Annotated in this window: 22 protein-coding genes and 1 tRNA gene; 10 read left to right on the top strand and 13 right to left on the bottom strand. The window is 65.3% G+C overall.

Annotated features, from left to right (window positions below):
• The first annotated feature begins 51 nt into the window (after positions 1 to 51).
• The gene (locus tag O6X71_RS03070) at positions 52 to 270 is read left to right on the top strand and encodes a hypothetical protein (RefSeq protein WP_353464383.1); all 219 of its coding nucleotides are present in this window, start codon (positions 52 to 54) and stop codon (positions 268 to 270) included.
• A 330-nt stretch (positions 271 to 600) separates the two neighbouring features.
• Here the strand turns inward: O6X71_RS03070 and lepA are convergent, their stop codons facing one another.
• The gene (gene lepA, locus O6X71_RS03065; RefSeq protein WP_133031123.1) at positions 601 to 2421 is read right to left on the bottom strand and encodes a translation elongation factor 4; all 1821 of its coding nucleotides are present in this window, start codon (positions 2419 to 2421) and stop codon (positions 601 to 603) included.
• Between the two features lie 108 nt (positions 2422 to 2529).
• Between lepA and O6X71_RS03060 the strand changes: the two genes are divergently transcribed.
• Positions 2530 to 2606 (top strand) — tRNA-Pro (locus tag O6X71_RS03060).
• 111 nt (positions 2607 to 2717) lie between these two features.
• On the opposite strand, the gene O6X71_RS03055 is transcribed toward O6X71_RS03060, so the two are convergent.
• Positions 2718 to 3179, bottom strand: a complete 462-nt coding sequence (locus O6X71_RS03055; protein WP_353464382.1) for a DUF1465 family protein — start codon at positions 3177 to 3179, stop codon at positions 2718 to 2720.
• Positions 3180 to 3294: 115 nt separating this feature from the next.
• On the bottom strand, positions 3295 to 3492 hold the full coding sequence (locus tag O6X71_RS03050) for a DUF465 domain-containing protein (protein ID WP_056058507.1): 198 nt from the start codon (positions 3490 to 3492) through the stop codon (positions 3295 to 3297).
• A 252-nt stretch (positions 3493 to 3744) separates the two neighbouring features.
• On the opposite strand from O6X71_RS03050, the gene O6X71_RS03045 reads away from it, so the two are divergent.
• Positions 3745 to 3900 (top strand): YdcH family protein, encoded by a 156-nt coding sequence (locus tag O6X71_RS03045; RefSeq protein ID WP_082441033.1) that lies wholly within the window; start codon positions 3745 to 3747, stop codon positions 3898 to 3900.
• Between the two features lie 50 nt (positions 3901 to 3950).
• On the opposite strand, the gene O6X71_RS03040 is transcribed toward O6X71_RS03045, so the two are convergent.
• The 5 genes from O6X71_RS03040 to O6X71_RS03020 all read right to left on the bottom strand — a co-directional run bounded on the left by O6X71_RS03040 (position 3951) and on the right by O6X71_RS03020 (position 6820).
• The gene (locus O6X71_RS03040; protein WP_353464381.1) at positions 3951 to 4340 is read right to left on the bottom strand and encodes a PilZ domain-containing protein; all 390 of its coding nucleotides are present in this window, start codon (positions 4338 to 4340) and stop codon (positions 3951 to 3953) included.
• Between the two features lie 59 nt (positions 4341 to 4399).
• Positions 4400 to 4870, bottom strand: coding sequence for an RNA polymerase-binding protein DksA (dksA, locus tag O6X71_RS03035; RefSeq protein ID WP_353464380.1), 471 nt, complete (start codon positions 4868 to 4870; stop codon positions 4400 to 4402).
• A gap of 673 nt (positions 4871 to 5543) precedes the next feature.
• Positions 5544 to 5888, bottom strand: a complete 345-nt coding sequence (locus O6X71_RS03030) for a hypothetical protein (RefSeq protein ID WP_353464379.1) — start codon at positions 5886 to 5888, stop codon at positions 5544 to 5546.
• Positions 5889 to 6002: 114 nt separating this feature from the next.
• The gene (locus O6X71_RS03025) at positions 6003 to 6278 is read right to left on the bottom strand and encodes a hypothetical protein (protein WP_353464378.1); all 276 of its coding nucleotides are present in this window, start codon (positions 6276 to 6278) and stop codon (positions 6003 to 6005) included.
• A 101-nt stretch (positions 6279 to 6379) separates the two neighbouring features.
• Positions 6380 to 6820: a host attachment family protein gene (locus O6X71_RS03020; RefSeq protein WP_353464377.1), complete on the bottom strand. Its 441-nt coding sequence runs from the start codon at positions 6818 to 6820 to the stop codon at positions 6380 to 6382.
• 103 nt (positions 6821 to 6923) lie between these two features.
• Between O6X71_RS03020 and serS the strand changes: the two genes are divergently transcribed.
• The 5 genes from serS (at position 6924) to O6X71_RS02995 (ending at position 11877) form a co-directional block, all read left to right on the top strand.
• Positions 6924 to 8201, top strand: a complete 1278-nt coding sequence (gene serS, locus O6X71_RS03015; RefSeq protein ID WP_353464376.1) for a serine--tRNA ligase — start codon at positions 6924 to 6926, stop codon at positions 8199 to 8201.
• The gene (gene surE / locus O6X71_RS03010; protein ID WP_353464375.1) at positions 8201 to 8965 is read left to right on the top strand and encodes a 5'/3'-nucleotidase SurE; all 765 of its coding nucleotides are present in this window, start codon (positions 8201 to 8203) and stop codon (positions 8963 to 8965) included. Before serS ends, surE begins: the two co-directional genes overlap by 1 nt.
• The gene (locus O6X71_RS03005) at positions 8965 to 10113 is read left to right on the top strand and encodes a M23 family metallopeptidase (protein WP_353464374.1); all 1149 of its coding nucleotides are present in this window, start codon (positions 8965 to 8967) and stop codon (positions 10111 to 10113) included. The genes surE and O6X71_RS03005 overlap by 1 nt, the downstream gene beginning before the upstream one ends.
• A 100-nt stretch (positions 10114 to 10213) precedes the next feature.
• Positions 10214 to 11452 carry a tyrosine--tRNA ligase gene (tyrS, locus tag O6X71_RS03000; protein ID WP_353464373.1) on the top strand — a complete coding sequence of 413 codons (1239 nt, stop codon included), beginning with the start codon at positions 10214 to 10216 and terminating at the stop codon, positions 11450 to 11452.
• 107 nt (positions 11453 to 11559) lie between these two features.
• Entirely contained in the window at positions 11560 to 11877 is a 318-nt protein-coding gene (locus tag O6X71_RS02995) for a PilZ domain-containing protein (RefSeq protein WP_056058490.1), read from the top strand.
• 4 nt (positions 11878 to 11881) lie between these two features.
• On the opposite strand, the gene recG is transcribed toward O6X71_RS02995, so the two are convergent.
• Positions 11882 to 13933, bottom strand: a complete 2052-nt coding sequence (recG, locus tag O6X71_RS02990; RefSeq protein ID WP_353464372.1) for an ATP-dependent DNA helicase RecG — start codon at positions 13931 to 13933, stop codon at positions 11882 to 11884.
• 73 nt (positions 13934 to 14006) lie between these two features.
• Here recG and O6X71_RS02985 point away from each other — a divergent pair, with 73 nt between their 5' ends.
• Together O6X71_RS02985 and mfd are read left to right on the top strand one after the other, a co-directional pair.
• Entirely contained in the window at positions 14007 to 14273 is a 267-nt protein-coding gene (locus O6X71_RS02985; protein WP_353464371.1) for a succinate dehydrogenase assembly factor 2, read from the top strand.
• A 117-nt stretch (positions 14274 to 14390) separates the two neighbouring features.
• On the top strand, positions 14391 to 17861 hold the full coding sequence (gene mfd, locus O6X71_RS02980) for a transcription-repair coupling factor (protein WP_353464370.1): 3471 nt from the start codon (positions 14391 to 14393) through the stop codon (positions 17859 to 17861).
• A 167-nt stretch (positions 17862 to 18028) separates the two neighbouring features.
• Here mfd and O6X71_RS02975 read toward each other — a convergent pair whose 3' ends face one another.
• The 4 genes from O6X71_RS02975 to O6X71_RS02960 form a co-directional block, all read right to left on the bottom strand.
• Positions 18029 to 18649, bottom strand: coding sequence for a CC0125/CC1285 family lipoprotein (locus tag O6X71_RS02975; RefSeq protein WP_353465049.1), 621 nt, complete (start codon positions 18647 to 18649; stop codon positions 18029 to 18031).
• Between the two features lie 127 nt (positions 18650 to 18776).
• Complete coding sequence (locus O6X71_RS02970) at positions 18777 to 19193, bottom strand: secondary thiamine-phosphate synthase enzyme YjbQ (RefSeq protein ID WP_353464369.1); 417 nt, start codon at positions 19191 to 19193, stop codon at positions 18777 to 18779.
• 266 nt (positions 19194 to 19459) lie between these two features.
• Complete coding sequence (gene secA, locus O6X71_RS02965) at positions 19460 to 22198, bottom strand: preprotein translocase subunit SecA (RefSeq protein ID WP_353464368.1); 2739 nt, start codon at positions 22196 to 22198, stop codon at positions 19460 to 19462.
• A gap of 99 nt (positions 22199 to 22297) precedes the next feature.
• On the bottom strand, positions 22298 to 22549 hold the full coding sequence (locus O6X71_RS02960) for a hypothetical protein (protein ID WP_353464367.1): 252 nt from the start codon (positions 22547 to 22549) through the stop codon (positions 22298 to 22300).
• Between the last annotated feature and the right edge of the window lie 23 nt (positions 22550 to 22572).

Genomic DNA, 22572 nt, shown 5'->3' with positions numbered 1-22572 from the left:
CGATGGCAGGAAGCGGAAACGCCATGCTAGCTTCGCCCTATGGACTTCGTGATGCGATTTTGGCTGACCATTCGGCGTTCGGGTTGGTTCGAGCCCAGTGCGACGGGCGACATCTTCCCGTTCCCTTTCGCCTGGCAGACTTGGGCGATCATGGCGGCATTTATCGCCGCGATTGCAGCGAGCGTCGTACTGCACGGCGAAGCGGCGTGGCTGACGCGGATTATCCTGTGCATCGGCTACATCGCGTTTGGGGTCGCGACGTACGAGTGACGGCAACGTATCGCGATGCGCCGTCCAGCCACGGGCAGGCATTCGGGGTTTGGCTCACAACATTGCAAAGCCGCTCAACCATCTCGGATTGGTTCGGCGCTTGTTCCGTAAAGACGAGAACAGCTTGTTTCCCCGCGAAGGCGGGGATCCAGCCTGGGCTCCCGCCTTCGCGGGAGAACAAGAAGTAGCGGAGTGGCGTTCGAATGCGGCCGCAGCTTCGCCGTGGCAAAGCGCCGTTCTCGCGCGACACGGACGAATACGAGCCCGCTATGTCGCCGTCCGGCTTGGCGCTAGCCTCAGCTAAGCGCTGCGCTGCTTAGCCTTGGACGCCTACGCGTCGTCGCCCATCCGCAGCGCCGCGATGAACGCCTCCTGCGGGATGCTGACCGAGCCGTATTCGCGCATCTTCAGCTTGCCCTTCTTCTGCTTTTCCAGAAGCTTCTTCTTACGGCTCGCGTCGCCGCCATAGCATTTGGCGGTCACGTCCTTGCGCATCGCGCTGATCGTCTCGCGCGCGATCACCTTGCCGCCGATCGCCGCCTGGATCGGGATCTTGAACAGATGGCGCGGGATCAGCTCCTTCAAGCGCTCGACCATGCCGCGACCGCGCACTTCGGCGGTACCGCGGTGGACGATCATGCTCAGCGCGTCGACCGGCTCCTCGTTGACGAGGATGCCCATCTTGACGAGGTCGCCCTCGCGGTAGCCGATCTGGTGATAATCGAAGCTCGCATAGCCCTTCGACATCGACTTCAGCCGATCGTAGAAATCGAACACGACTTCGTTGAGCGGCAGTTCGTAGGTCGCTTGCGCGCGGCCGCCGACATAGGTGAGGTTCTTCTGGATGCCGCGGCGGTCCTGGCAGAGTTTGAGCACCGACCCGAGATACTCGTCGGGGACGTAGATCGTCGCCTCGATCCACGGCTCGCTGATCGTCGCGATCTTGTTCGGCTCGGGCATGTCGGCGGGGTTGTGCAGCTCGATATGTGTCGTGCCGGAGGGATCGGGGTGGGTCAGCTCGATCTCATAGACGACGGACGGCGCGGTGGTGATCAGGTCCAGATCATATTCGCGCGTCAGCCGCTCCTGGATGATCTCCAGATGCAGCAGCCCGAGGAACCCGCAGCGGAAGCCGAAGCCCAGTGCGGCCGACGTCTCCATCTCGAACGAGAAGCTCGCATCGTTCAACCGCAGCTTCGAGATGCTTTCGCGCAGCTTCTCGAACTCGGCCGCATCGACCGGGAACATCCCGCAGAACACGACCGGCTGGACTTCCTTGAAGCCCGCCAGGGCCTCAAGAGCAGGCCGCTTCGCATCGGTGATCGTGTCGCCGACGCGCGTCTGCGCGACCTCTTTGATCTGCGCAGTGATGAAGCCCATCTCGCCCGTGCCGAGTTCGGTCAGCTGCTCGATTTTCGGACGGAAACAGCCTACCCGGTCGACCAGATGCATCGTCCCGGTCTGCATGAACTTGATCTGCTGGCCCTTTTTCAGGACGCCGTCGATCACGCGCACGAGGATGACGACGCCGAGATACGGATCGTACCAGCTGTCGACCAGCATCGCCTTCAGCGGCGCCTCGGGATCGCCGCTGGGCGGCGGGATCTTGGTGACGATCGCCTCGAGGATCTCGACGATGCCGATCCCGGACTTCGCCGACGCGAGCACCGCCTCGGACGCGTCGATGCCGATCACGTCCTCGATTTCCTTGCGCACCTTCTCGGGTTCGGCGGCGGGCAAATCGATCTTGTTGATCACCGGCACGATCTCGTGGTCGTGCTCGATCGACTGGTAGACGTTGGCGAGCGTCTGCGCCTCGACGCCCTGCGCGGCATCGACCACCAGAAGCGCGCCTTCGCACGCAGCCAGGCTGCGGCTCACTTCATAGGCGAAGTCGACATGGCCCGGCGTGTCCATCAGGTTGAGGACGTAATCGAGGCCGTCCTTGGCTTTGTACGCAAGACGCACGGTCTGCGCCTTGATCGTGATCCCGCGCTCCTTCTCGATGTCCATGTTGTCGAGCACCTGCTCGGACATTTCGCGCGCGGTGAGGCCGCCAGTTTCCTGGATCAGCCGGTCGGCGAGCGTCGACTTGCCATGGTCGATATGGGCGATGATGGAAAAATTGCGGATGCGGTCGAGCGGAGTCATGGCGCGCTCCTAGCAGCGACGCCGCGTGCGCGATAGATCGCGGGCACACTCCATAATTGTCTTGAACGTTCGGGATGTCGCGGCTAGGGCGCTCACCGGCAATGTTGTCGGGGCGTGGCGCAGTCTGGTAGCGCACTGGTCTCGGGGTCCAGGGGTCGTAGGTTCGAATCCTATCGCCCCGACCATTGCCGATTTTACGGGGTGAGTTTGCCCCCTCCCCGAACCCAAACTCTCCGTGATGATGAAGCGCACACCGCCCAGTGGGCCGCTGTGCTGCCGAGTCAAAACTCAGCGCTCTAGAACGCGTTGGCGATCCGCTTCTGCATCGACCGTACCGGGCTCGCGATTACCTCCGGCATATCCTGCGCCTCATCCATCAGGGCCACGCGCCGATGCAGATCGGTGCTCGCCCCGATCATTTCGCGTGCGCGCGTCGGCAGCATCGCAAGTAGCGCCGCATCGGTGATCGGCGCATCGCCCAGCCGCCGCGCTGGATCGAGCGCGTCGCGGGGGCGCAACTCCCCCGCCTGGACCGCGCGCTGAGTTAGCAGCCACGCGATGACGTGCATCAGCCGCGTCGTTACCTTGAGCGATTCGCAACTGAAGCTGACCCGGATCAGCGGATCGAGCGCCTCGCGTTCGACCCGCCCGGCTTCGTCGAAATAGGTCCGCGCCTCGTCGGCCAGCAGCATCGCTTCGCGATACAGAGCGTCGATCAGGCGGCGCTGCATCCGCGATTCATAGCCGGCGTGGGTCATCGATTGGACAAATGGCACACCGGCCAGACGTCATCCAGAGAGGTTAACGATCCGCTAACCATCACCTGTCCCAAAATGCGCCAGTACGTGCGCGTTCCAGTTTAGGACGTTGCAATCACGCGATAATATCCGGGATCAGCAGGTCTTCCAGCGAGGCAATTTCGTCGCGAAGCCGCAATTTGCGCTTCTTGAGCCGCGCCATCTGCAACTGGTCGGGCGTCGATGCCAGCGCGAGGGCGGCGATCGCGTCGTCGAGATCGCGATGCTCGATCCGCAATGAATCAAGTCGAACTCTGGTCTGCGCGTCGTCCACTCGTCCCCCGATGGCTGCCGTCGTATCCGGTGCCCTTAGCAAACGCAGCGCAGTGCGCGAGTGCGAAACCGTCCCTGCAAGGCGGACCGGGGTCGAAAACGTACTTCAAGACGAATCACGACCCCACCGCGCACGTTCGGTCCGTCGCGCCAAATCGTTCGACCAATCGATTTGGTCCGTTTCCGATGAAGACATTTCGATGACGGAGTGGTTTACTCCGTTCCCCAACCCGAATGCAGGAGGCAACCCACCGTGCAGACGACTCATCAGACAGCCCTGGAAACCAAGCATGCCGTGCTGGAGCAGCGGATCGCCGACGAAACGCACCGTCCGCTACCCGACGCGAACCTGTTGGCGAGCCTGAAGAAGCAGAAGCTGCGACTGAAGGAAGAGATCGTCAGCGTATAACGGTCGTCGATACTGCTCCCCGGGTCGATCCGGGGAGCTACTTGCCGGAGTTACAGTGGCTTCGGATTGCGCAAGGCGTACGCGCTGTCTGACGCCTTGACCGTATAGGATGACGACACGGATTTGGCCGCACCTGATGGCTTGCGCACATGCAGGGGATTGATCGGCGCGTTAAGCGATATCCCCATCCGCCCCTCGGTGCACCACGCGACCGTGCCGGCAACTTCGCCGATCCCGCGCAGCGTCACCGTGACCGGCGTCCCGACATCGACGACCTTGGCGAGTTCGGCCATCAAACCGGTCTCGGACAGATTGCGAACCCTCGCCTCGCGGGTAGTCGCCTCGTCGCCGATCCGCACCTGCGCGACCAGCAGCAAGCTGTCCCGCTCACGCTGTCGCCGGTTCTCGCTGCCGCCGGGCGACCCGGTGTCGATGCTCATGCCGCGACCGATTTTACCATGATCGAACACAGCTTTCTCTTCCCCGTCGGTGGGCGCGATCAATCCTCGCGCGACACCTTCTCGTTACGCTCGTGCCGTTCCTGCGCCTCGACCGTCATCGTCGCGATCGGTCGTGCCTCAAGCCGCGCCAGGCTGATAGGCTCGCCGGTGACTTCGCAATAGCCATATTCGCCTTCGTCGATCCGCCGGATCGCGGCTTCGATCTTGGAGACGAGTTTGCGTTGACGGTCGCGCGTGCGCAGTTCGATCGACCAGTCGGTTTCGCTCGATGCACGATCGGTGAGATCCGCCTCACGCAACGAATCGACCTGCAACTGCGAAAGCGTTTCCTGCGACTCCCGCAGGATCGATTCCTTCCATTCCTGAAGCTTGCGGCGGAAATACGCCTGCTGCTTCAAGCTCATGAACGGCTCGTCCGCATCTGGACGATAGCCATCCTCACCGCTGTCGTTGGCGGCATCTCGACTGGAATTCCCGGTATCGTCCACACGATTCATTACGGTCGCCATACCACTCTCCCTCTGGCCCCGTCGCATCAGCCTCGCTGATTTCCAAGGACCGCCCCCAAATGGTGAAAGCGCCTATAGTCTCACGTTCATGCGACCACAAGCGACAGGGCTTGCGCATTCTGCCCCGAAACCGACATTTTATTGCGGCGTCCAGATTGCGGATGTCGCGTCAGCGTTTTTCGGCACGGGAGGGATTCGCGGGATGCCTGGGCTATACTTTGTCCCAGCCCGGCACGTTAACGATGACGCGCCGGTTTCCGCATAAGTAAATCCTCGTTTAACCATCCGGAATGTGGTTAAGCTACTTGCGCTTAACGCTTTGTTTTGCAGTTAGTCGGATAGCAGTTCCGAATACTGCGCACGGGGATCCGGCAACACGAGGGTGCCGGCAACGAAAGAGTGACGATATGTCGGTGAGGATGGCCCTGGCGAAATTGTGCGCGTGTGCTTGCGGTGGCGCTTTGATCGGCGGCGGCGCGGTGCATATCGCCGAGCGCCCGCAGCGAACCGCCAATACCAAGCGAGTCCTGGTCAAGCGAGTCGCGCGGCCACAGATTGCCGCCGTGACTCGGCCGCGCGTCCGCCGCGTGGTCACCACGACTCGACAGACGTGCGCGCCGACCGTTGTAACGGTCGCGAACGCAGCACCTGTCCCGGTTCCGGTCGGCACCGGTTACATTGGCGGCGGCGGCGCGGGTCCGGATCCGATCGCGGTTGGCGGCAGCGGCGGGTTCTTCGGTACGCCCGGCGGGTTCGGTGGTGGCTTTGGCGGCGGCTTCGGTGGTGGCTTTGGCGGCGGCTTCGGTGGCAGCGGCGGATCGAGCGGGAGCATCGTCATCTCCTCGACGTCGAGCGGCGGATCGACCTCGACCGGTGGATCGTCGACCAGCAGCGGCGGGTCTTCGACATCGAGCGGCGGATCGTCGACCAGTACGGGTGGCGCGACCATTTCCAGCACCTCGTCGACCGGTGGCTCGAGTGGCAACGTCTCGTCCGCTTCGGGTGGATCGAGCGGCAACGTCTCGTCGGCATCGGGTGGATCAAGCGGCGACGTGTCGTCCTCGACCAGCAGCGCATCGTCTGCGTCGTCCGCCTCCTCCGCGTCCTCGGCCAGCAGCGGTAGTTCGTCCGGTTATGGATCGAGTAGCAAGGGTTGGGGATCGAGCGGCGGCTGGAACTCGACCGGTGGCTGGAGCTCGAACGGATCGTCCGGCAGTTCCGCATCGTCGGGCAGCAGTGGCTCGTCCTCAAGTGGTTCGAGTGCAAGCAGTGCCAGCAGCGCGTCGAGCGCGAGCAGCGCGAGTTCCAGCGGCAGCACGGGATCGAGCGGCGGTCCGCCGGCACCCGTTCCCGCTCCGCCGATGGTGTTGCTGTTCGGTGCGGCAGCGGCAGCGCTCGTCGCGCGCAAGCGTTTCGCTAAACCCAAGGCCGTTGCAGCTTAACCTCTGGAACTTCGCATAGAAAAGGCCCTGCCGGATTCCTCCGACGGGGCCTTTTCTTATCCGGCGATCAGGCGCTCATGAGTGCCTTTTCGATGTCCTTGATCGGATGTCCGGTCAGGTCCTTGTCGAGTTCGCCCTTGAGGCGGCTCGACACTTCCTTGTGGTAGTGCTTGCGCAGCTCGCCGAGCGTCTTCGGCGGCGCGATGACGATCAGCGAGTCATAGGCGTTCTTAAGCGCGCCGGTCTTCAGGAAGTCGGCCGCGTCGGCGGCGAAGCGATCTTCCTCGATCTGGTGGAAATCGGTCGGTTCTACCGAACTCTGCACACCGCCCTGTGGCGACGAGGCGCGGCCTGCTGAATCCGTTGCCTGGTCACGCGTCGCCGGATTGTCCTGCTCCTGCGCTTTCTCGACGACGAGATTGGGGAACTCGGCGTCCCCCTCGTTGCGCAGGAACAGCATTTTCCGGCCGTCCGCGACGAGCACGACGGAGTTGTGGGGAAGATGCATGCGTGTCTCTCCTTTTCGCTGTGCGTATGCGGGGTGAACGCGCCGCGTGCCGGGGAGGTTGCGCCGCCTTGCGTACGCCCCCGCCGGTCGGCATAGCCCGGCCATGCACGACATACGCCTGATCCGCGACGATCCCGCCGCCTTCGACGCCGCCCTCGCCAAGCGGGGTGTCGCACCGCAGTCCGCATCGCTGGTAACGCTCGACGAACAGCGCCGCGTGACGATCGCGGACTCGCAGACCGCGCAGACCCGCCGCAACGAACTGTCGAAGGCGGTCGGCCAGGCCAAGGCGCAGAAGGACGAGGCCAAGGCGCAGGCGCTGATGGCTGAAGTCGCAACCCTGAAGGAGGCGCTGCCCGCGCTGGAAGCCGACGAGGCGCGGCTTGGTAGCGAGCTTCAGGCCATGCTTGCCGCGATCCCGAACCTTCCCGCGGCTGACGTGCCCGAAGGCGGCGGTGAGGATGACAATGCGCTCGTCCACACGCGTGGCACGCCAACGACGTTCGCCTTCGCGGCGCGCGAGCATGACGCGATCGGTCCTGCGATCGGCCTCGATTTCGAGACCGGCGCGGCGATGTCGGGCGCGCGCTTCACGCTCGTCCGCGGGCCTGCGGCCAAGCTGCAACGCGCGCTTGGCCAGTTCATGCTCGATCATGTCGCCGAGGCAGGCTTCGAGCAGGTCTCGCCGCCGCTTCTTGTCCGCGACGAGGCCGTGTTCGGCACCGGACAGCTCCCGAAATTCTCGGAAGACCTGTTCCGCACCACCGACGGCCGCTGGCTGATCCCGACCGCCGAAGTGAGCCTCACCAACATCGTCCGCGAACAGATCCTGACCGAAGCCGAACTACCGCTGCGCTTCACCGCACTGACGCCGTGCTTCCGCTCCGAGGCGGGCGCTGCGGGGCGCGATACGCGTGGCTATATCCGCCAGCATCAATTCGACAAGGTCGAAATGGTCTCGATCGTCACCCCCGACATGTCCGAGGCCGAGCATGAGCGCATGACGGCGTGCGCGGAGGGCGTGCTCGATGCGTTGCAGCTTCCGTTCAGACGGATGCTCCTATGCACCGGCGACATGGGCTTCACCGCAGCACGCACGTATGATCTCGAAGTCTGGCTGCCGGGCCAGGCACGCTATCGCGAGATCAGCAGCGTCTCGACCTGCACGGACTTCCAGGCACGCCGGATGAACGCACGCTATCGGCCCGAGGGCGAAAAGGGCACGCGGTTCGTCCACACGCTCAACGGCTCGGCGCTCGCAGTCGGGCGGACGCTGGTCGCGGTGCTGGAGAATTATCAGCAGGAGGACGGGTCGGTCGCGGTTCCCGCCGTGCTCCAGCCATATCTTGGCGGGCTGACCGTCCTGGAACCGAAGCACTGATGCGGATCCTGCTGACCAACGACGATGGCTATCACGCGCCCGGTCTCAAGGTGCTGGAGACGATCGCCCGGACCTTGTCCGACGACGTCTGGATCGTCGCACCCGCCGAGGAACAATCGGGCGCCGGACATTCGCTCACGCTGTCGCGGCCGATCCGGGTGCGGAAGCATGGCGAGAAGCGATATGCCGTCGCGGGCACGCCGACCGACGCGGTGATGATGGCACTCGCCAAGATCATGAAGGATTGCCCGCCGGACTTGATCCTGTCCGGCGTCAACCGCGGCGCAAATCTTGCCGAGGACGTGACTTATTCAGGGACGGTATCGGCGGCGATGGAGGGCGCGCTGGGCGGCATCCGGTCGATCGCGCTGAGCCAGATCTACAGCCGCGAGGGCATGGGCGACAACGTGCCGTTCGAGGCCGCCGCGGCTTGGGGTGAGCGCGTGTTGCGGCCGCTGGTCGACGCACCCTTGGCCCCGCGGACGCTGGTCAACATCAACTTTCCCGCCGGCCCGGCCGATGCGGTGAAGGGCGTGCGGGTCGTCGGCCAGGGTTTCCGCGACTATGGCCGGTTGCAGATCGTCAGCAACGTCGATCCGCGCGGCTACGAATATCACTGGTTCGCGCTTGGCCGGACCGTCGAGACGCCAGCGCACGCGACCGATCTTGAAGCGACCGCGGCGGGGTACGTATCGGTCACGCCGCTGCACCTCGACCTCACGCATTTCGAGTCGATGGACATGCTGACTCAGGCCTATCGTTGATGCGGCGTGCGGGCGTCCTGGTTCCACTGGCGACGCTCGCCCTGACCGCGTGCATTCCGCACGTCGATCGCCCCGCCGGCTATGGCAACGCGCCACAGCGTCCGTACCGCGATCCACCGCCCCGCCGCGACGATACGCCGCGTCCACGTGATGATTCGCCGCGCGAGGATACGCCGCGCGATAACCGGCCGCCGCAGGACATTCCCGGCCGCGATACCGGCGAGGTCACCACCCTGCCCGCCCCGCGCCCCGCCTGGGAGGCACGCCCCGTCAGCGCGGATGCGAAGACGATCCCCGACACGACCTATGTCGTCCGGCCGAGCGATACGCTGAGCCGCGTGGTCGATCGCAGCGGTGCGAGCCTCGAAGCGATCGCGCGCGCGAACGACCTCGAATCGCCCTATTCGATCCAAGCCGGCCAACGGTTGCAGATCCCCGGTGGCCGCTATCACCAGGTCCGCCGCGGCGAGACCGGGATTGCGATCGCCCGCGCGTACGGCGTCGAATGGTCGCGGATCGTGGCCGCCAACGCGCTCGTCGAACCATACGTGCTGCGCGCCGACCAGCGGATCCAGATCCCCGGCGACACCGGCGGCGGCACCGCCAGCGCCTCCGAGCGGGCGCAGGCGTTCACGCTCGACATCGACGACATCCTGACCGGTGGCGAACCCGCCCTCGCCAGCAATCAGGCGCCAGCAAGACCGATCGCGACACCGCGCCGCGTGCTGCCCTCGAACGCGGTCGTCACCGCGCCGGCGCGGCTCGCAAGCGGCGGGTTCCTCTGGCCGGTCGACGGCAAGGTCGTGAAACGCTTCGGCCACGGTGCGAGCGGCGAACGCAACGACGGCATCAAGATCGCCGTACCGGTCTCGACGCCGATCCACGCGGCGGCGGACGGCGTCGTCGCCTATGTCGGCGACGGCATCGCGGCGCTGGGCGGGCTGGTCATCATCAAGCACGGCGGCGGCTGGACGAGCGTCTATGGCCACGCGTCGAAGCTGCTCGTGCAACGCGGCCAGAGCGTCAAGCGAGGCCAGACGATCGCGCTGTCGGGCGACACCGGGTTTGCGGATCGCCCCGAACTGCACTTCGAACTGCGCAAGGGGCGGACTCCCGTCGATCCCACGTCTCAACTGCCACGAACGTGATTCTCCCCTCCCGCTTGCGGGAGGGGTCGGGGGAGGGCATGGGGGCGAGGAAGCCCCTCCCCTAACCCCTCCCGCAAGCGGAAGGGGAACGAGACGCACCATGACCTACCAGTCCGACCTGCTCACCACGCTGACCTCGCGCGGCTATGTCCACCAGATGACCGATGCCGCCGCGCTCGACGCGCTCGCCGGCAAACAGGTGGTGCCGGGCTATATCGGCTTCGATCCGACCGCGCCGTCGCTCCACGTCGGCAGCCTCGTCCAGATCATGCTGCTCCGTCGGCTCCAGCAGACCGGGCACAAGCCGATCGTCCTGATGGGCGGTGGCACCGGCAAGATCGGCGATCCGAGCTTCAAGGACGAAGCGCGCAAGCTTCTCGGCGAGGACGGAATCAAGGCCAACGTCGCCTCGATCCGCCGAATCTTCGAGCGCTTCCTGACCTTCGCGCCTGAGGGTGAAGTGGGGGCCCCGACCGACGCGGTGATGCTCGACAACGCCGAATGGCTCGACGCGCTCGAATACATCCCGTTCCTGCGCGATGTCGGCCAGCATTTCTCGGTCAACCGGATGCTCGCGTTCGATTCGGTCAAGCTCCGCCTCGACCGCGAACAGTCGCTGAGCTTCCTCGAATTCAACTACATGATCCTCCAGGCCTACGACTTCCTCGAACTGTCGCGTCGCGCCGAATGCCGGTTGCAGATGGGCGGCTCGGATCAGTGGGGCAACATCGTCAACGGCATTGAACTCGCGCGTCGGATGGACTCGACCGAAGTCTACGGCGTCACCACCCCGCTGATCACCACGGCGGATGGCGGCAAGATGGGCAAGACGATGTCGGGTGCGGTCTGGCTGCACGAGGACCAGCTGCCGCACTTCGACTACTGGCAGTTCTGGCGGAACACCGACGACCGCGACGTCGGCCGCTTCCTCAAGCTGTTCACCGACCTCCCACTCGACGAGATCGCGCGGCTGGAAGCACTCGAAGGTGCGGAGATCAACGCTGCCAAGATCATCCTCGCCAACGAAGCGACCGCGATGTGCCGCGGTCGCGATGCTGCCGAGCAGGCCGCCGAGACTGCGAGGAAGACGTTCGAAGAGGGCGCTTCAGGCGACTCACTGCCGAGCTACGCCGTTTCCGGTGGCTTGATCGGCGTCGTCGAGGCGCTGGTGGGACTGGGCTTCGTCGCCTCCAACGGCGAGGCGCGACGGAAGATCGCCGAGGGCGCGGTGCGTGTCGATGGCGAGGCCGTCCGCGAGGCCACCACCAGCATCGACGTCGCGTCGCCCGTCCGGCTCAGCCTCGGCAAGAAACGACATGGGATGCTAACCCCCTCGTAATAGAGGCATTCTCGTTTCGAAGAACGTCGCGTTAAGTATCACCGTTCGTATCGGGTTCACGCCGCGCGCCGTACACAGGCGGGATGGTTATTCCAGGGGAGCGATCGATGCCACGCTACGCAATGGCCGTTCGCGATGCGCGCGGCGAGCCCCGCGACGAAGTGATGCACCGTACACATGCGCTCGACGGCGACGACCGCATGGTCAAGCTGGTGCTGGTCAACATGTCCGCCAACGGCCTGATGGCACGGTGCGACGGCGATCCGGCCGCGGGCGATCGATTGCGGATTCGCCTGCCGATTTTCGGCTATGTCGACGCGGTCGTACGCTGGTCGCTCGGCGGTCGGATCGGCTGCGAGCTCGAACGGACGATCCCGCTCGCCGAATATTACACCATGCTCACGGTGATGATCCGCAACAGCTGACGGCTCAGCCGGAGCGAAGCAGCGCCACGCCGGCATCGCGATCGAACAGATACAGTGCCGTCCGCGCTGCCTGCCCTCGCGGTCCCTCCAAACCACCGTCACGATCGATCAGCAGGCGCGCGTCGTCGTGTGCGCATTGCAGCAGGTCGGCCATCATGTCCGGGGTTGCGAGCCGGAACGCCATTTCGCCCGACTGCTTGGTACCGAGCAGTTCGCCTGCACCGCGGAGGCGCAGATCCTCCTCAGCGATGCGGAAACCGTCGTTGGTCTCGCGCATCAGGGCGAGGCGCGCGCGCGATGTTTCACTGAGCGAGGAGCCGCGCATCAGCAGGCAGATCGACCGCCCGGTACCGCGCCCTACCCGCCCGCGGAGCTGGTGGAGCTGTGCGAGGCCGAAGCGATCGGCGTGTTCGATCACGATCAGCGTCGCATTGGGGACGTCGACGCCGACCTCGATCACGGTAGTGGCGACGAGCACGGACGTGCGTGCGGCAGAGAACTCGGCCATCACCGCGTCCTTCTCCGCCGGTTTCATGCGGCCGTGGACCAGCGCGACCTTGTCGCCGAACCGGGCGCGCAGCGTTTCGGCACGCATCTCGGCAGCGGCAAGGTCGCTCTTCTCGCTCTCCTCGACCAGCGGGCACACCCAATACGCCTGCCCGCCATCCGCCAGATGCCGGCCGAGCGCGTTGACCACGTCGTCGAGCCGGTCCTCGGAGATGACGCGCGTCTCGATCGGCTGGCGTCCCGGCGGCATCTCGTCGAGGCGGCTGACATCCATTTCGCCGTACTGCGCGAGCGTCAGCGTGCGCGGGATCGGCGTCGCGGTCATCGCTAGCAGGTGCGGCGGCGCGACACCCTTGGCCTGCAACGTCATCCGCTGTGCGACGCCGAAGCGGTGCTGCTCGTCGACCACCACGAGGCCGAGGTCCTTGTAGCCGACCGCGTCCTGGAAGATCGCGTGCGTGCCGACGAGGATGTCGATCTCGCCGCTCGCCAGCGCCATCAGCGTGGCTTCCCGCACCCGGCCCTTGTCGCGGCCGGTGAGCACGCCGATCGCGATCGGCAAGCCGGCGAGCGTTTTCCGGAGCGTCTCGTAATGCTGGCGCGCGAGGATCTCGGTCGGCGCGAGCATCGCCGCCTGCGCACCGGCCTCGACCGCGATCAGCATCGCCATCGCCGCGACCAGCGTCTTGCCCGAGCCGACATCGCCCTGCAGCAGCCGCAGCATCGGCGCGGTCTGCGCGAGGTCGCCCTCGATCTCGCCGACCGTCCGCGATTGCGCGCCGGTCAGAGTATAGGGCAGCTTCAGCATGTCGCGTAGCCGGCCGTCGCCTTGCAGCGCCCGCCCTCGCCGCTTGCGGGTATCCGCGCGGACGATCGTCATCGCGAGCTGGTTCGCGAACACCTCGTCATACGCCAGCCGCTCGCGCGCCTTTGCGTCCGACGGGTCGGCGTGGATGCGCGACAGCGATTCGTGCCAGCCCGGCCATTCGCGTTTCGCCTTCAGCCCTGGCTCGATCCACTCGGGCAGGTCCGGCGCGCGCGCGACCGCCTGCGTGGTCAGCGCCGCCAATCGCCGCGAGGTGAGGCCTTCCGACAGCGGATAGATCGGCTCGCGCTCGCGCAGCTCCTCGTCGGGCTCGACGATGTCGGGGTGGACGATCTGCAATTCCTGGCCGTATTCGTCGAGCCGGCCCGAGACGCGCTTCGCCTCGCCGATCGGAAGGAGCTTCTTCGCCCAGCCCGAACTGCCGCCGAAGAAGACGAGGCTGACGTAATTGCCGTGCTCGTCGGTCGCCTGCACCCGTGTCGGCCCCCGGCCCGCGCTGATCCTGTAGTCGCGCGGGGTCAGCGTGATCGTGATGATCCGGCCGGCATCGCTCGACATCAGCTCGGTGCGCGGCAGGCGATCGACGTAGCCGATCGGCAGATGGAAGGCGACGTCGACCACGCGCGCAAGCCCGAGCCGGTCGAGCGGCTTGGCGAGCGCGGGCCCCACCCCCTTCAGGACGAGAGTTTCGGCGAACAGCGGATTGAGGATTTCGGGTCGCATGACTATCTGGCCTCTATAGCCTAGCCGACGCTCGCTACCAGCGGGTCGCCGGCTCTTCGTGTTTGGAGATACGATGGACCACGAGACCCGCCTCAAGCGCCTGGGCTTTCGCAGCTCGCACCGCGGCACGCGCGAAGCCGACATGATGATCGGCGGCTTCTTCGCGACCCATGGCCGGACATGGACGCCGGAGCAGCTCGACTGGTTCGAGGCGCTGCTGGAGGAACAGGATGTCGACATCATGGGCTGGGCTATCGGCTCGATCGTCTGCCCGCCCGAATGGGACGGCCCGATGATGCAGGCGATGCGCGACATCAACTACGTGACGGTCGTGAAGTAACGCACTCCCTCTCCCCTCCGGGGAGAGGGTCGGGGTGAGGGGCAGCCGCAAACGCAGCGCCCGGAACGGCCCCTCACCCAACCCTCTCCCCGGCGGGGAGAGGGCTTTAGGAAAACAATGCCAGACCTCAAGACGATCCTCTCCGCGAAAGCCCCGCTGATCCTCTCGGGCGTGCCGTCCGGCTTCCAGCCGTCGCTGCTCTCCGACCTCGCGCGCGCCGCGAAGACGCGCGCGGTGTTCATCGCGCCGGACGATGCAGCGATGCGCGCGGTCGCCTCGACCGCGGCGTATTTCGCGCCCGATCTCGAAGTGCTGAGCTTTCCGGCCTGGGACTGCCTCCCCTACGACCGCGCCTCGCCCACGCTCCGCATCATGGCCGAGCGGGTCGCCGCGCTGCAACGCCTGCAAGGCAAGCCCAAGGGTCCGCAGCTCCTCCTCACCACCGCGAACGCCGCGACGCAGCGCGTCCTCACGCCGTTCCGCATCCGCCAACTCGTCGCGCGGCTCGCGCCCGGTGAACGGATCGGTCGCGACAAGCTCGCGATGCTGCTCCAGGCGAACGGCTATGTCCGCACCGACACCGTCCACGACCAGGGCGAGTATGCGGTGCGCGGCGGGATCGTCGATCTCTACCCGTCGGGCGAAGACCACGCGCTGCGCCTGGACTTCTTCGGCGACGAGATCGAAAGCGTCCGCACCTTCGACGCGGCCGACCAGCGCACCACCGGCCGGATCGACGGCTTCGTCCTGCTCCCCGCCTCCGAGGCGCTGCTCGACGAGGACTCGATCAAGCGTTTCCGGACGCGCTACCGCGACGCGTTCGGCGCGACCGCGACCGGCGATCCGATGTACCAGGCGATCTCCGAAGGCCGCCGTATCGCGGGCATGGAGCATTGGCTGCCGCTGTTCGAGGAAAAGATGGCGACGCTGTTCGACCATCTCGGCGCCGACGACGTGGTGGTTCGCGACAACGGCGTCGCCGCGGCGATCGAAAGCCGGCTCGAATCGATTGCCGACTATTACGAGAACCGCAAGCGGGCCGAGGCAGCCCAGCCCGGCAGCTACCGCCCGATGCCGGCCAAGGCGCTGTATCTCGACGCACAGGAATGGTCGGGGGGCGTCGAGGCGTTCGCCGCGCATATCACCTCGCCGTTCCACGAACCTCCGAGCGACACCGTGCTCGACTTCGACGTCGACGGCCCGCGCGATTTCGGCCCCGAACGCGCCGCGCAGGCGAACATCTACGAAGCCGTTGCGGATCACGTCGAGAAGCTCCGGAAGCAGGGACGGAAACCGATCCTCGCCAGCTATTCGATCGGCGCGCGTGAACGCCTGGGGAGCCTGCTCGCCGATCACGGCATGAAGGGCGGCAAGCACGCGGAAACCTGGCAGGACGCGCTCGGCATCGCCGACACCGCGCGCAGTTTCGGCGTCGCGCTGATCGTCCTGCCGCTCGATCACGGCTTCACCGCGCCTGGGATCGCGGTGCTCACCGAGCAGGACATGCTCGGCGACCGCCTCGTCCACCGCAAGAAGCGCAAGAAGTCCGCCGATGCGTTCCTAGCCGAACTCGCGACGCTGACGCCGGGCGACCTCGTCGTCCACACCGAGCACGGGATCGGCCGCTATGAGGGCCTGACCTCGATTCCCGTGGGCCAAAGCCCGCATGATTGCGTCGCGCTCAGCTATGCCGGCGGCGACAAGCTGTACGTGCCGGTCGAGAACATCGACGTCCTCTCGCGCTACGGCTCGTCCGAGGAAGGCGCGACGCTCGACCGTCTCGGAGGCGAGGGGTGGCAGCGTCGCAAGTCGAAGATGAAGGAGCGGATCCGCGAGATCGCCGGCGAACTCATCGCGACCGCCGCCGAACGCGCGCTGCATCCGGGCGACGTGCTCGAACCCGATGCGAGCGGCTACCCCAGCTTCGTCGATCGCTTCCCATACGAGGAGACCGAGGATCAGGACCGCGCGATCGAGGACGTGCTCGGCGATCTCGCCGCGGGCAAACCGATGGACCGTCTGGTGGTCGGCGACGTCGGTTTCGGCAAGACCGAGGTCGCGTTGCGCGCAGCATTCGTCGCGGCGATGGGCGGCAAGCAGGTCGCGATCGTCTGCCCGACGACGTTGCTCGCGCGCCAGCATTACAACAACTTCGTTGCCCGGTTCGAAGGCTTCCCGATGAACATGGGCCGCCTGTCGCGACTCGTCACCGCGAGCGAGGCGAAGGCGACCAAGGAGGGGCTTGCGAACGGCACGATCGACGTCGTCATCGGCACGCATGCGCTGCTGGCGAAGAATATCGATTTCAAGCGGCTCGGGCTGGTGGTGGTCGACGAGGAGCAGCGGTTCGGCGTGACGCACAAGGAGCGGCTGAAGGCGCTGCGGGCGGACGTCCACATGCTCACGCTGACCGCGACGCCGATCCCGCGCACGCTGCAGATGGCGATGTCGGGCATCCGCGAGCTGTCGGTGATCCAGACCCCGCCGGTCGATCGCCTCGCGGTGCGGACGTACATCATGCCGTTCGATCCGGTCGTGCTGCGCGAGGCGTTGCTGCGCGAGCATTACCGTGGCGGGCAAAGCTTCGTCGTCACGCCGCGCGTCGCGGACCTGCCCGAGATCGAGGACTTCCTGCGCGAACAGGTGCCGGAGATCCGCTTCGTCGTCGCGCACGGACAGATGTCGCCGACCGAGGTCGAGGAGCGCATGTCCGCGTTCTACGACAAGAAGTTCGAAGTGCTGGTCTCGACCACGATCATCGAGAGCGGGATCGACATCGCATCCGCCAACACGATGATCGTCCACCGCGCCGACCGCTTCGGCCTCGCCCAGCTGTATCAGTTGCGCGGGCGCGTCGGGCGATCGAAGACGCGTGCGTATGCGTATCTGGTGACGCCGCCCGAGCGACAGATGACGGTGACGGCGGAGAAGCGCCTGAAGGTGTTGTCCGATCTCGATTCGCTGGGGGCGGGCTTCCAGCTGGCGAGCCACGATCTCGATATCCGCGGCGCGGGCAACATGCTCGGCGACGAGCAGACCGGGCATATCAAGGAGGTCGGCTTCGAACTCTACCAGGCGATGCTGGAGGAGGCGATCATGGATGCCAAGGCCGGCGGCATGACCTCGTCGCGGCCGCGCGACTTCTCGCCGCAGATCACCGTGGATGCGCCGATCCTCATCCCCGAGGATTACGTGCCGGATCTCGATCTGCGGATGGGTTTGTATCGTCGCCTCAACGATCTCGACGAGGGCCAGGAGATCGAGGCGTTCGCCGCCGAGATGATCGATCGCTTCGGCCCGCTGCCGGATGCGACCGAGAATCTGATCAAGGTCATCGAGATCAAGCTGAACGCCAAGCGCGCGTGCGTATCGAAGATCGACGTCGGGCCGAAGGGCGTGCTGGTGTCGTTCCACGACGACAAGCCGCCGAACATCGACAAGCTGCTGGCGTATGTCGAGCGGCTGAACGGCGTCGCCCGGTTGCGCCCGGACAGCAAGCTGGTGCTGCAGCGGGCTTGGGGCGATCCGAAGGCGCGGCTGCACGGGGCGCTGCAATTGTCGAAGGGGCTCGCCAAGGCTGCTTGCTAAAGCCCTCTCCCCTCCGGGGAGAGGGTTGGGTGAGGGGCACCGCGCGCGCTGCGCTCTACAACAGCCCATCACCCCGGCCCTCTCCCCGCAGGGGAGAGGGAGCAACGTAATAAAAAGGCCGGACTACCCTGAGGTAGCCCGGCCTTTTTCTTTTTCGAAGTCTAAGCTTACTTCGGCAAAACGACACTCGGTCCGATGCTATCGACGACCTTCCGCGCATCAAACGCGCGGATGTTGTCGCGTGGGATCGGGCCCTTGCGCATCACAATCTCCGCGGTCGCCTCATAGCGATCGATCGTACGGATATCGAAGTCGTTGCCCCATGGGCCACCACCGAACCCGCCATACCCGCCGCCGAAACCACCACCGAAGCCGCCATAGGGGCTCCAGTTGCGCCAGCCGAAGCCGCGGCCGTAATAGCGCCACGACGGCCCCCAATAGCCGCCGAAGCCGCCATAGCCGAACCCGCCACCGATGCCCGGCGTCGAATAGGTCCGCGACTGGAGGTTGGTGTCGCGGTCGGCCATCAGGTAATAATCATAGCCGTTCTGTAGCGTCAGTTCGGCGGCGCGGAAGAACAGGTAACGCTCGACGGTATCGCGCGACGTCACGCTGTTGCCGGCGAAGCTGACGAGGAACCGGCCTGGCTCGACCATGCGGTCGCTATAGCCGGTGCGGCTGAATCCCTGGCCCGTCGCCGGCCGATAGGTGGTCTCGGTCGCGCAACCGGCCAGCAATAGAGCGCCCGTTGCGAGCGCTGCCAATGCGATCTTGCGACCAGGTTTCATGAACATGGTATGTCTCCGTTCGCGGCGAGTGCGGCGAAACGCCTCTTATTAGCCGTCAGTGGTGGAACGGTTGATGAACGGGTTCGCTCCAATGCGCCACCTTACTGACTCATTTTTCACGTTTCGTCTAAACGCCGATCAAGTGCAGCGCCAATGTGCGGCGATGCGGGCGGCGGCGATGCTCGAATAGATAAATGCCCTGCCACGTGCCGAGCGCGAGTCGGCCGTCGATCAGCGGGATCGATAGCTGGACCTGCGTGAGCGCGGTGCGGAGGTGGGCCGGCATGTCGTCCGGGCCTTCGTCGTCGTGAAGATACTCGCGCGATTCGGGGGCAATGCGCGCGAAATAGGCTTCGAGGTCGGTTTGGACCTCGGGAGCCGCGTTTTCCTGGATGAGGAGCGAGGCGGAGGTGTGGCGGCAGAATACCGTCAACAGACCCTCGGAGAAGCGTTGTTCGCGGGTCCAGCGGGCGATCTTGTCGGTGACATCGATCAGGCCTTGGCGGGTGGTGTCGATGGTTAGGATCGTGGTGGCTTGGCGCATGGGGTCCTAACGATCGGTCGGGAGCGTTGCTCCAAATCCTGTTCCCCCGCGAAGGCGGGGGTCCAGGTTTCCCACAGGCCACCGCCAATGGAATGGACCCCGCCTTCGCCGGAAAACGAAGGGGGCCGTATCATCCCGCACCACCCCGGCGAAGGCCGGGGCCCAAATGGGGGACGCCGCTAACGACGGATACGCCCCGTTACTTTGACCTCACCAATTGGGCCCCGGCCTTCGCCGGGGTGGTAATGCCTGAAAGGCTCAGCCCCTCAAACAGCCCCGTGGCACTGCTTGTACTTACGTCCCGACCCGCAAGGGCACGGCGCATTGCGGCTGACCACACCCTCCCAGTTCGCCGGGTCCTCGCCGATATCGGCCTCCTGCGGCTGCGGGATCTGCAACGGCGGCATCGTCGAGGTGATGTGGCCGCGCGTGCCCGCATCGAAATCGTTCGAATCATCCTCACCCGTGAACGGGTCGAAATGCGTCGTGATGAAGTCTGGGAGCTCGGGCAACCCGACCGGCGCCTGCATCTGGAACTGCGCATGCGCGATCGTCTTGGTCACGTCCTCGCGGATCGTCTCGAGCATCCGCTGGAACAGCGAGAACGCCTCCTGCTTATACTCGTTGATCGGCGTCTTCTGCGCATACGCGCGCAGATGGACGACCTGGCGTAGCGCATCGAGCGTCGCCAGATGCTCCTTCCAGTGATGATCGAGATTCTGCAACAGGATCGACTTCTCGACCGACGTCCACGTCTCCGCATCGAGATCCGCCGACTTCTGCGCAATCGCCTCGTCCGCCATCGCGCGGACGCGCTCCTCGATCACCTCGGGGTCGACCGACTCCTCGAGCAGCCACGCGTCGATCGGCGGCTCGAGGTTCATCACCTCGGCAAGCCGCGTCTTCATCCCGGCAACGTCCCACTGCTCGGGATACGAGTTGGGCGGGCACGCATCGCCGACGATCACGTTGACCGTCTCCGCGCGCATGTCGGTCACCACGTCGCCGACCGTATCGGCATCCATGATGTCCGCGCGCTGCTCGTAGATGACCTTGCGCTGCTCGTTCATCACGTCGTCATATTCGACGACCTGCTTGCGGATGTCGTAGTTGCGCGCCTCGACCTTCTTCTGCGCGGTCTCGATCGCCTTGCTCAGCCACTTGCTGCCGATCGCCTCGCCATCCTCGATATTGTTGCGCATCATCTTGGCGAACAGCGTGTCCGGCCCGAAGATGCGCAGCAGATCGTCATCGAGGCTGAGATAGAAGCGCGACAGCCCCGGATCGCCCTGCCGCCCCGACCGCCCACGCAGCTGGTTGTCGATACGCCGGCTCTCGTGCCGCTCGGTGCCGAGCACGAACAGGCCGCCCGCGGCGAGCACCGCCTGCTTCTCCGCCTCGATCTCGATCGTGATCCGCGCCGCCGCCTCGTCATATTCGGGCGTGCCCTCGACCAGTTCGGGATGCTCGTCGAGCATGCGGAATTCGAGGTTGCCGCCGAGTTTGATGTCGGTGCCGCGGCCCGCCATGTTGGTCGCGATCGTCACCGCGGACTTGCGTCCGGCCTGCGCGACGATGTGCGCCTCCATCTCGTGGAAGCGCGCGTTGAGCACCTTGTGGTCGACGTTCTCGCCGACCAGGAACTCGCTCAGCATCTCGGACTTCTCGATCGACACGGTGCCGACCAGCACCGGCTGGCCGAGATCGGCGTGATGCTTGATCTTCTTGGCGATCGCCGCGAACTTGTCCTTGGTGTCCTTGTAGAACTCGTCTTCCTCGTCGACGCGCTTCACCTCGACGTTGGTCGGGATGCTGACGACGTTGATCTTGTAGATGTCGTAGAACTCGGCCGCCTCGGTCGCCGCGGTGCCAGTCATGCCGCCGATCTTGGGGTACATGCGAAAATAGTTCTGGAACGTGATCGAGGCCATCGTCTGGTTCTCGGGCTCGATCTGGACGCCCTCCTTCGCCTCGACCGCCTGATGCAGGCCGTCCGACCAGCGCCGGCCGTCCATCATGCGACCGGTGAACTCGTCGATGATGATGACCTTGCCGTCCTTGACGATGTAGTCGATGTCCGACTTGAACATAACGATCGCGCGCAGTGCCTGGTTGAGGTGATGCACGACCTGCGTGTTCTCGAAGTCGTACAGGTTCTGGCCCTCGAGCAGCCCCGCCGCCTCGAGCATCCGCTCGACCTTCTCGGTGCCGTCCTCGGTAAGGATGATCGTCTTCTGCTTCTCGTCCTTGTCGTAATCGGCGGGATCGAGTTGCTTCACGACCGCATCGACCTGCATGTACAGCTCGGACTTGTCGTCGGTCGGGCCCGAGATGATCAGCGGCGTGCGCGCCTCGTCGATCAGCACCGAATCGACCTCGTCGACCACCGCGAAGTTGAATGCGCGCTGCGTCATCGCGCTGCGCTCGTACTTCATGTTGTCGCGCAGATAGTCGAAACCGAACTCGTTGTTGGTGCCGTAGGTGATGTCCGCGGCGTACGCGGCGCGGCGTTCCTCGTCCGACAGGTTCGGGATGATGACGCCGATCGTCATGCCGAGGAAGGTGTAGACCTGCCCCATCCACTCCGCGTCACGCGCCGCGAGGTAGTCGTTGACGGTGACGACGTGGACGCCGTCGCCCGGCAGCGCGTTGAGGTAGGTCGCGAGCGTGGCGACGAGCGTCTTGCCCTCGCCGGTCCGCATCTCGGCGATCTCGCCGCGGTGGAGGACGATGCCGCCGACCATCTGCACGTCGTAATGGCGCTGGCCGAGCACGCGGTGTGCGGCCTCGCGGACCGTCGCGAACGCCTCGGGAAGGAGGTCGTCGAGCTTCTCGCCCTCTGCGAGCCGCGCGCGGAACTTGACGGTCTGCGCGGAGAGCTCCTCGTCCGACATCGCCTGGAGCGACGGCTCGAACGAGGCGATCTTGGCGAGGATCGGGTTGAGCGACTTGACGTAGCGGTCGTTGGACGAACCGAACAAGGATTTGGCGAGGCCACCGAACATGGGCTGATTTCCTGAATTTGAGACGCGGCGGCACGCAGTGGGCGCACGCGGAAGCGGATCGCTCGGATCCAAAGGTTACGATAAGGTCACACCAAGACGCTATTCGCGGCGGCGCTCTGCCCATAGCGGAAGCGAGACGATTGCTATCGTGCGCAGCGTGGTGGCGACGGCAACCTGCGGCAGCACGGGAAGGCCAGATACGGGCCTTATCAAGACCTTGACTGGCGTTGCTGCTACCGACTGAGAGCAGACGTTGCCTTGCACTACTGCTTGGGCGGACTGCCCACGCATGCCCGGTACCGCGCCGGTCAGCGCGGAGAGCAGGGCAGAGAGAAGTAGCAGCAGGTTCATGCGGGACCGGCTGTATTCGAGCC

Origin of the sequence: Sphingomonas faeni (assembly GCF_040407505.1) — a bacterium.
Taxonomy (GTDB): domain Bacteria; phylum Pseudomonadota; class Alphaproteobacteria; order Sphingomonadales; family Sphingomonadaceae; genus Sphingomonas; species Sphingomonas faeni_E.
Note: the sequence above shows the minus strand (reverse complement) of the source record. Positions and strands in the feature narration are given on the sequence as shown.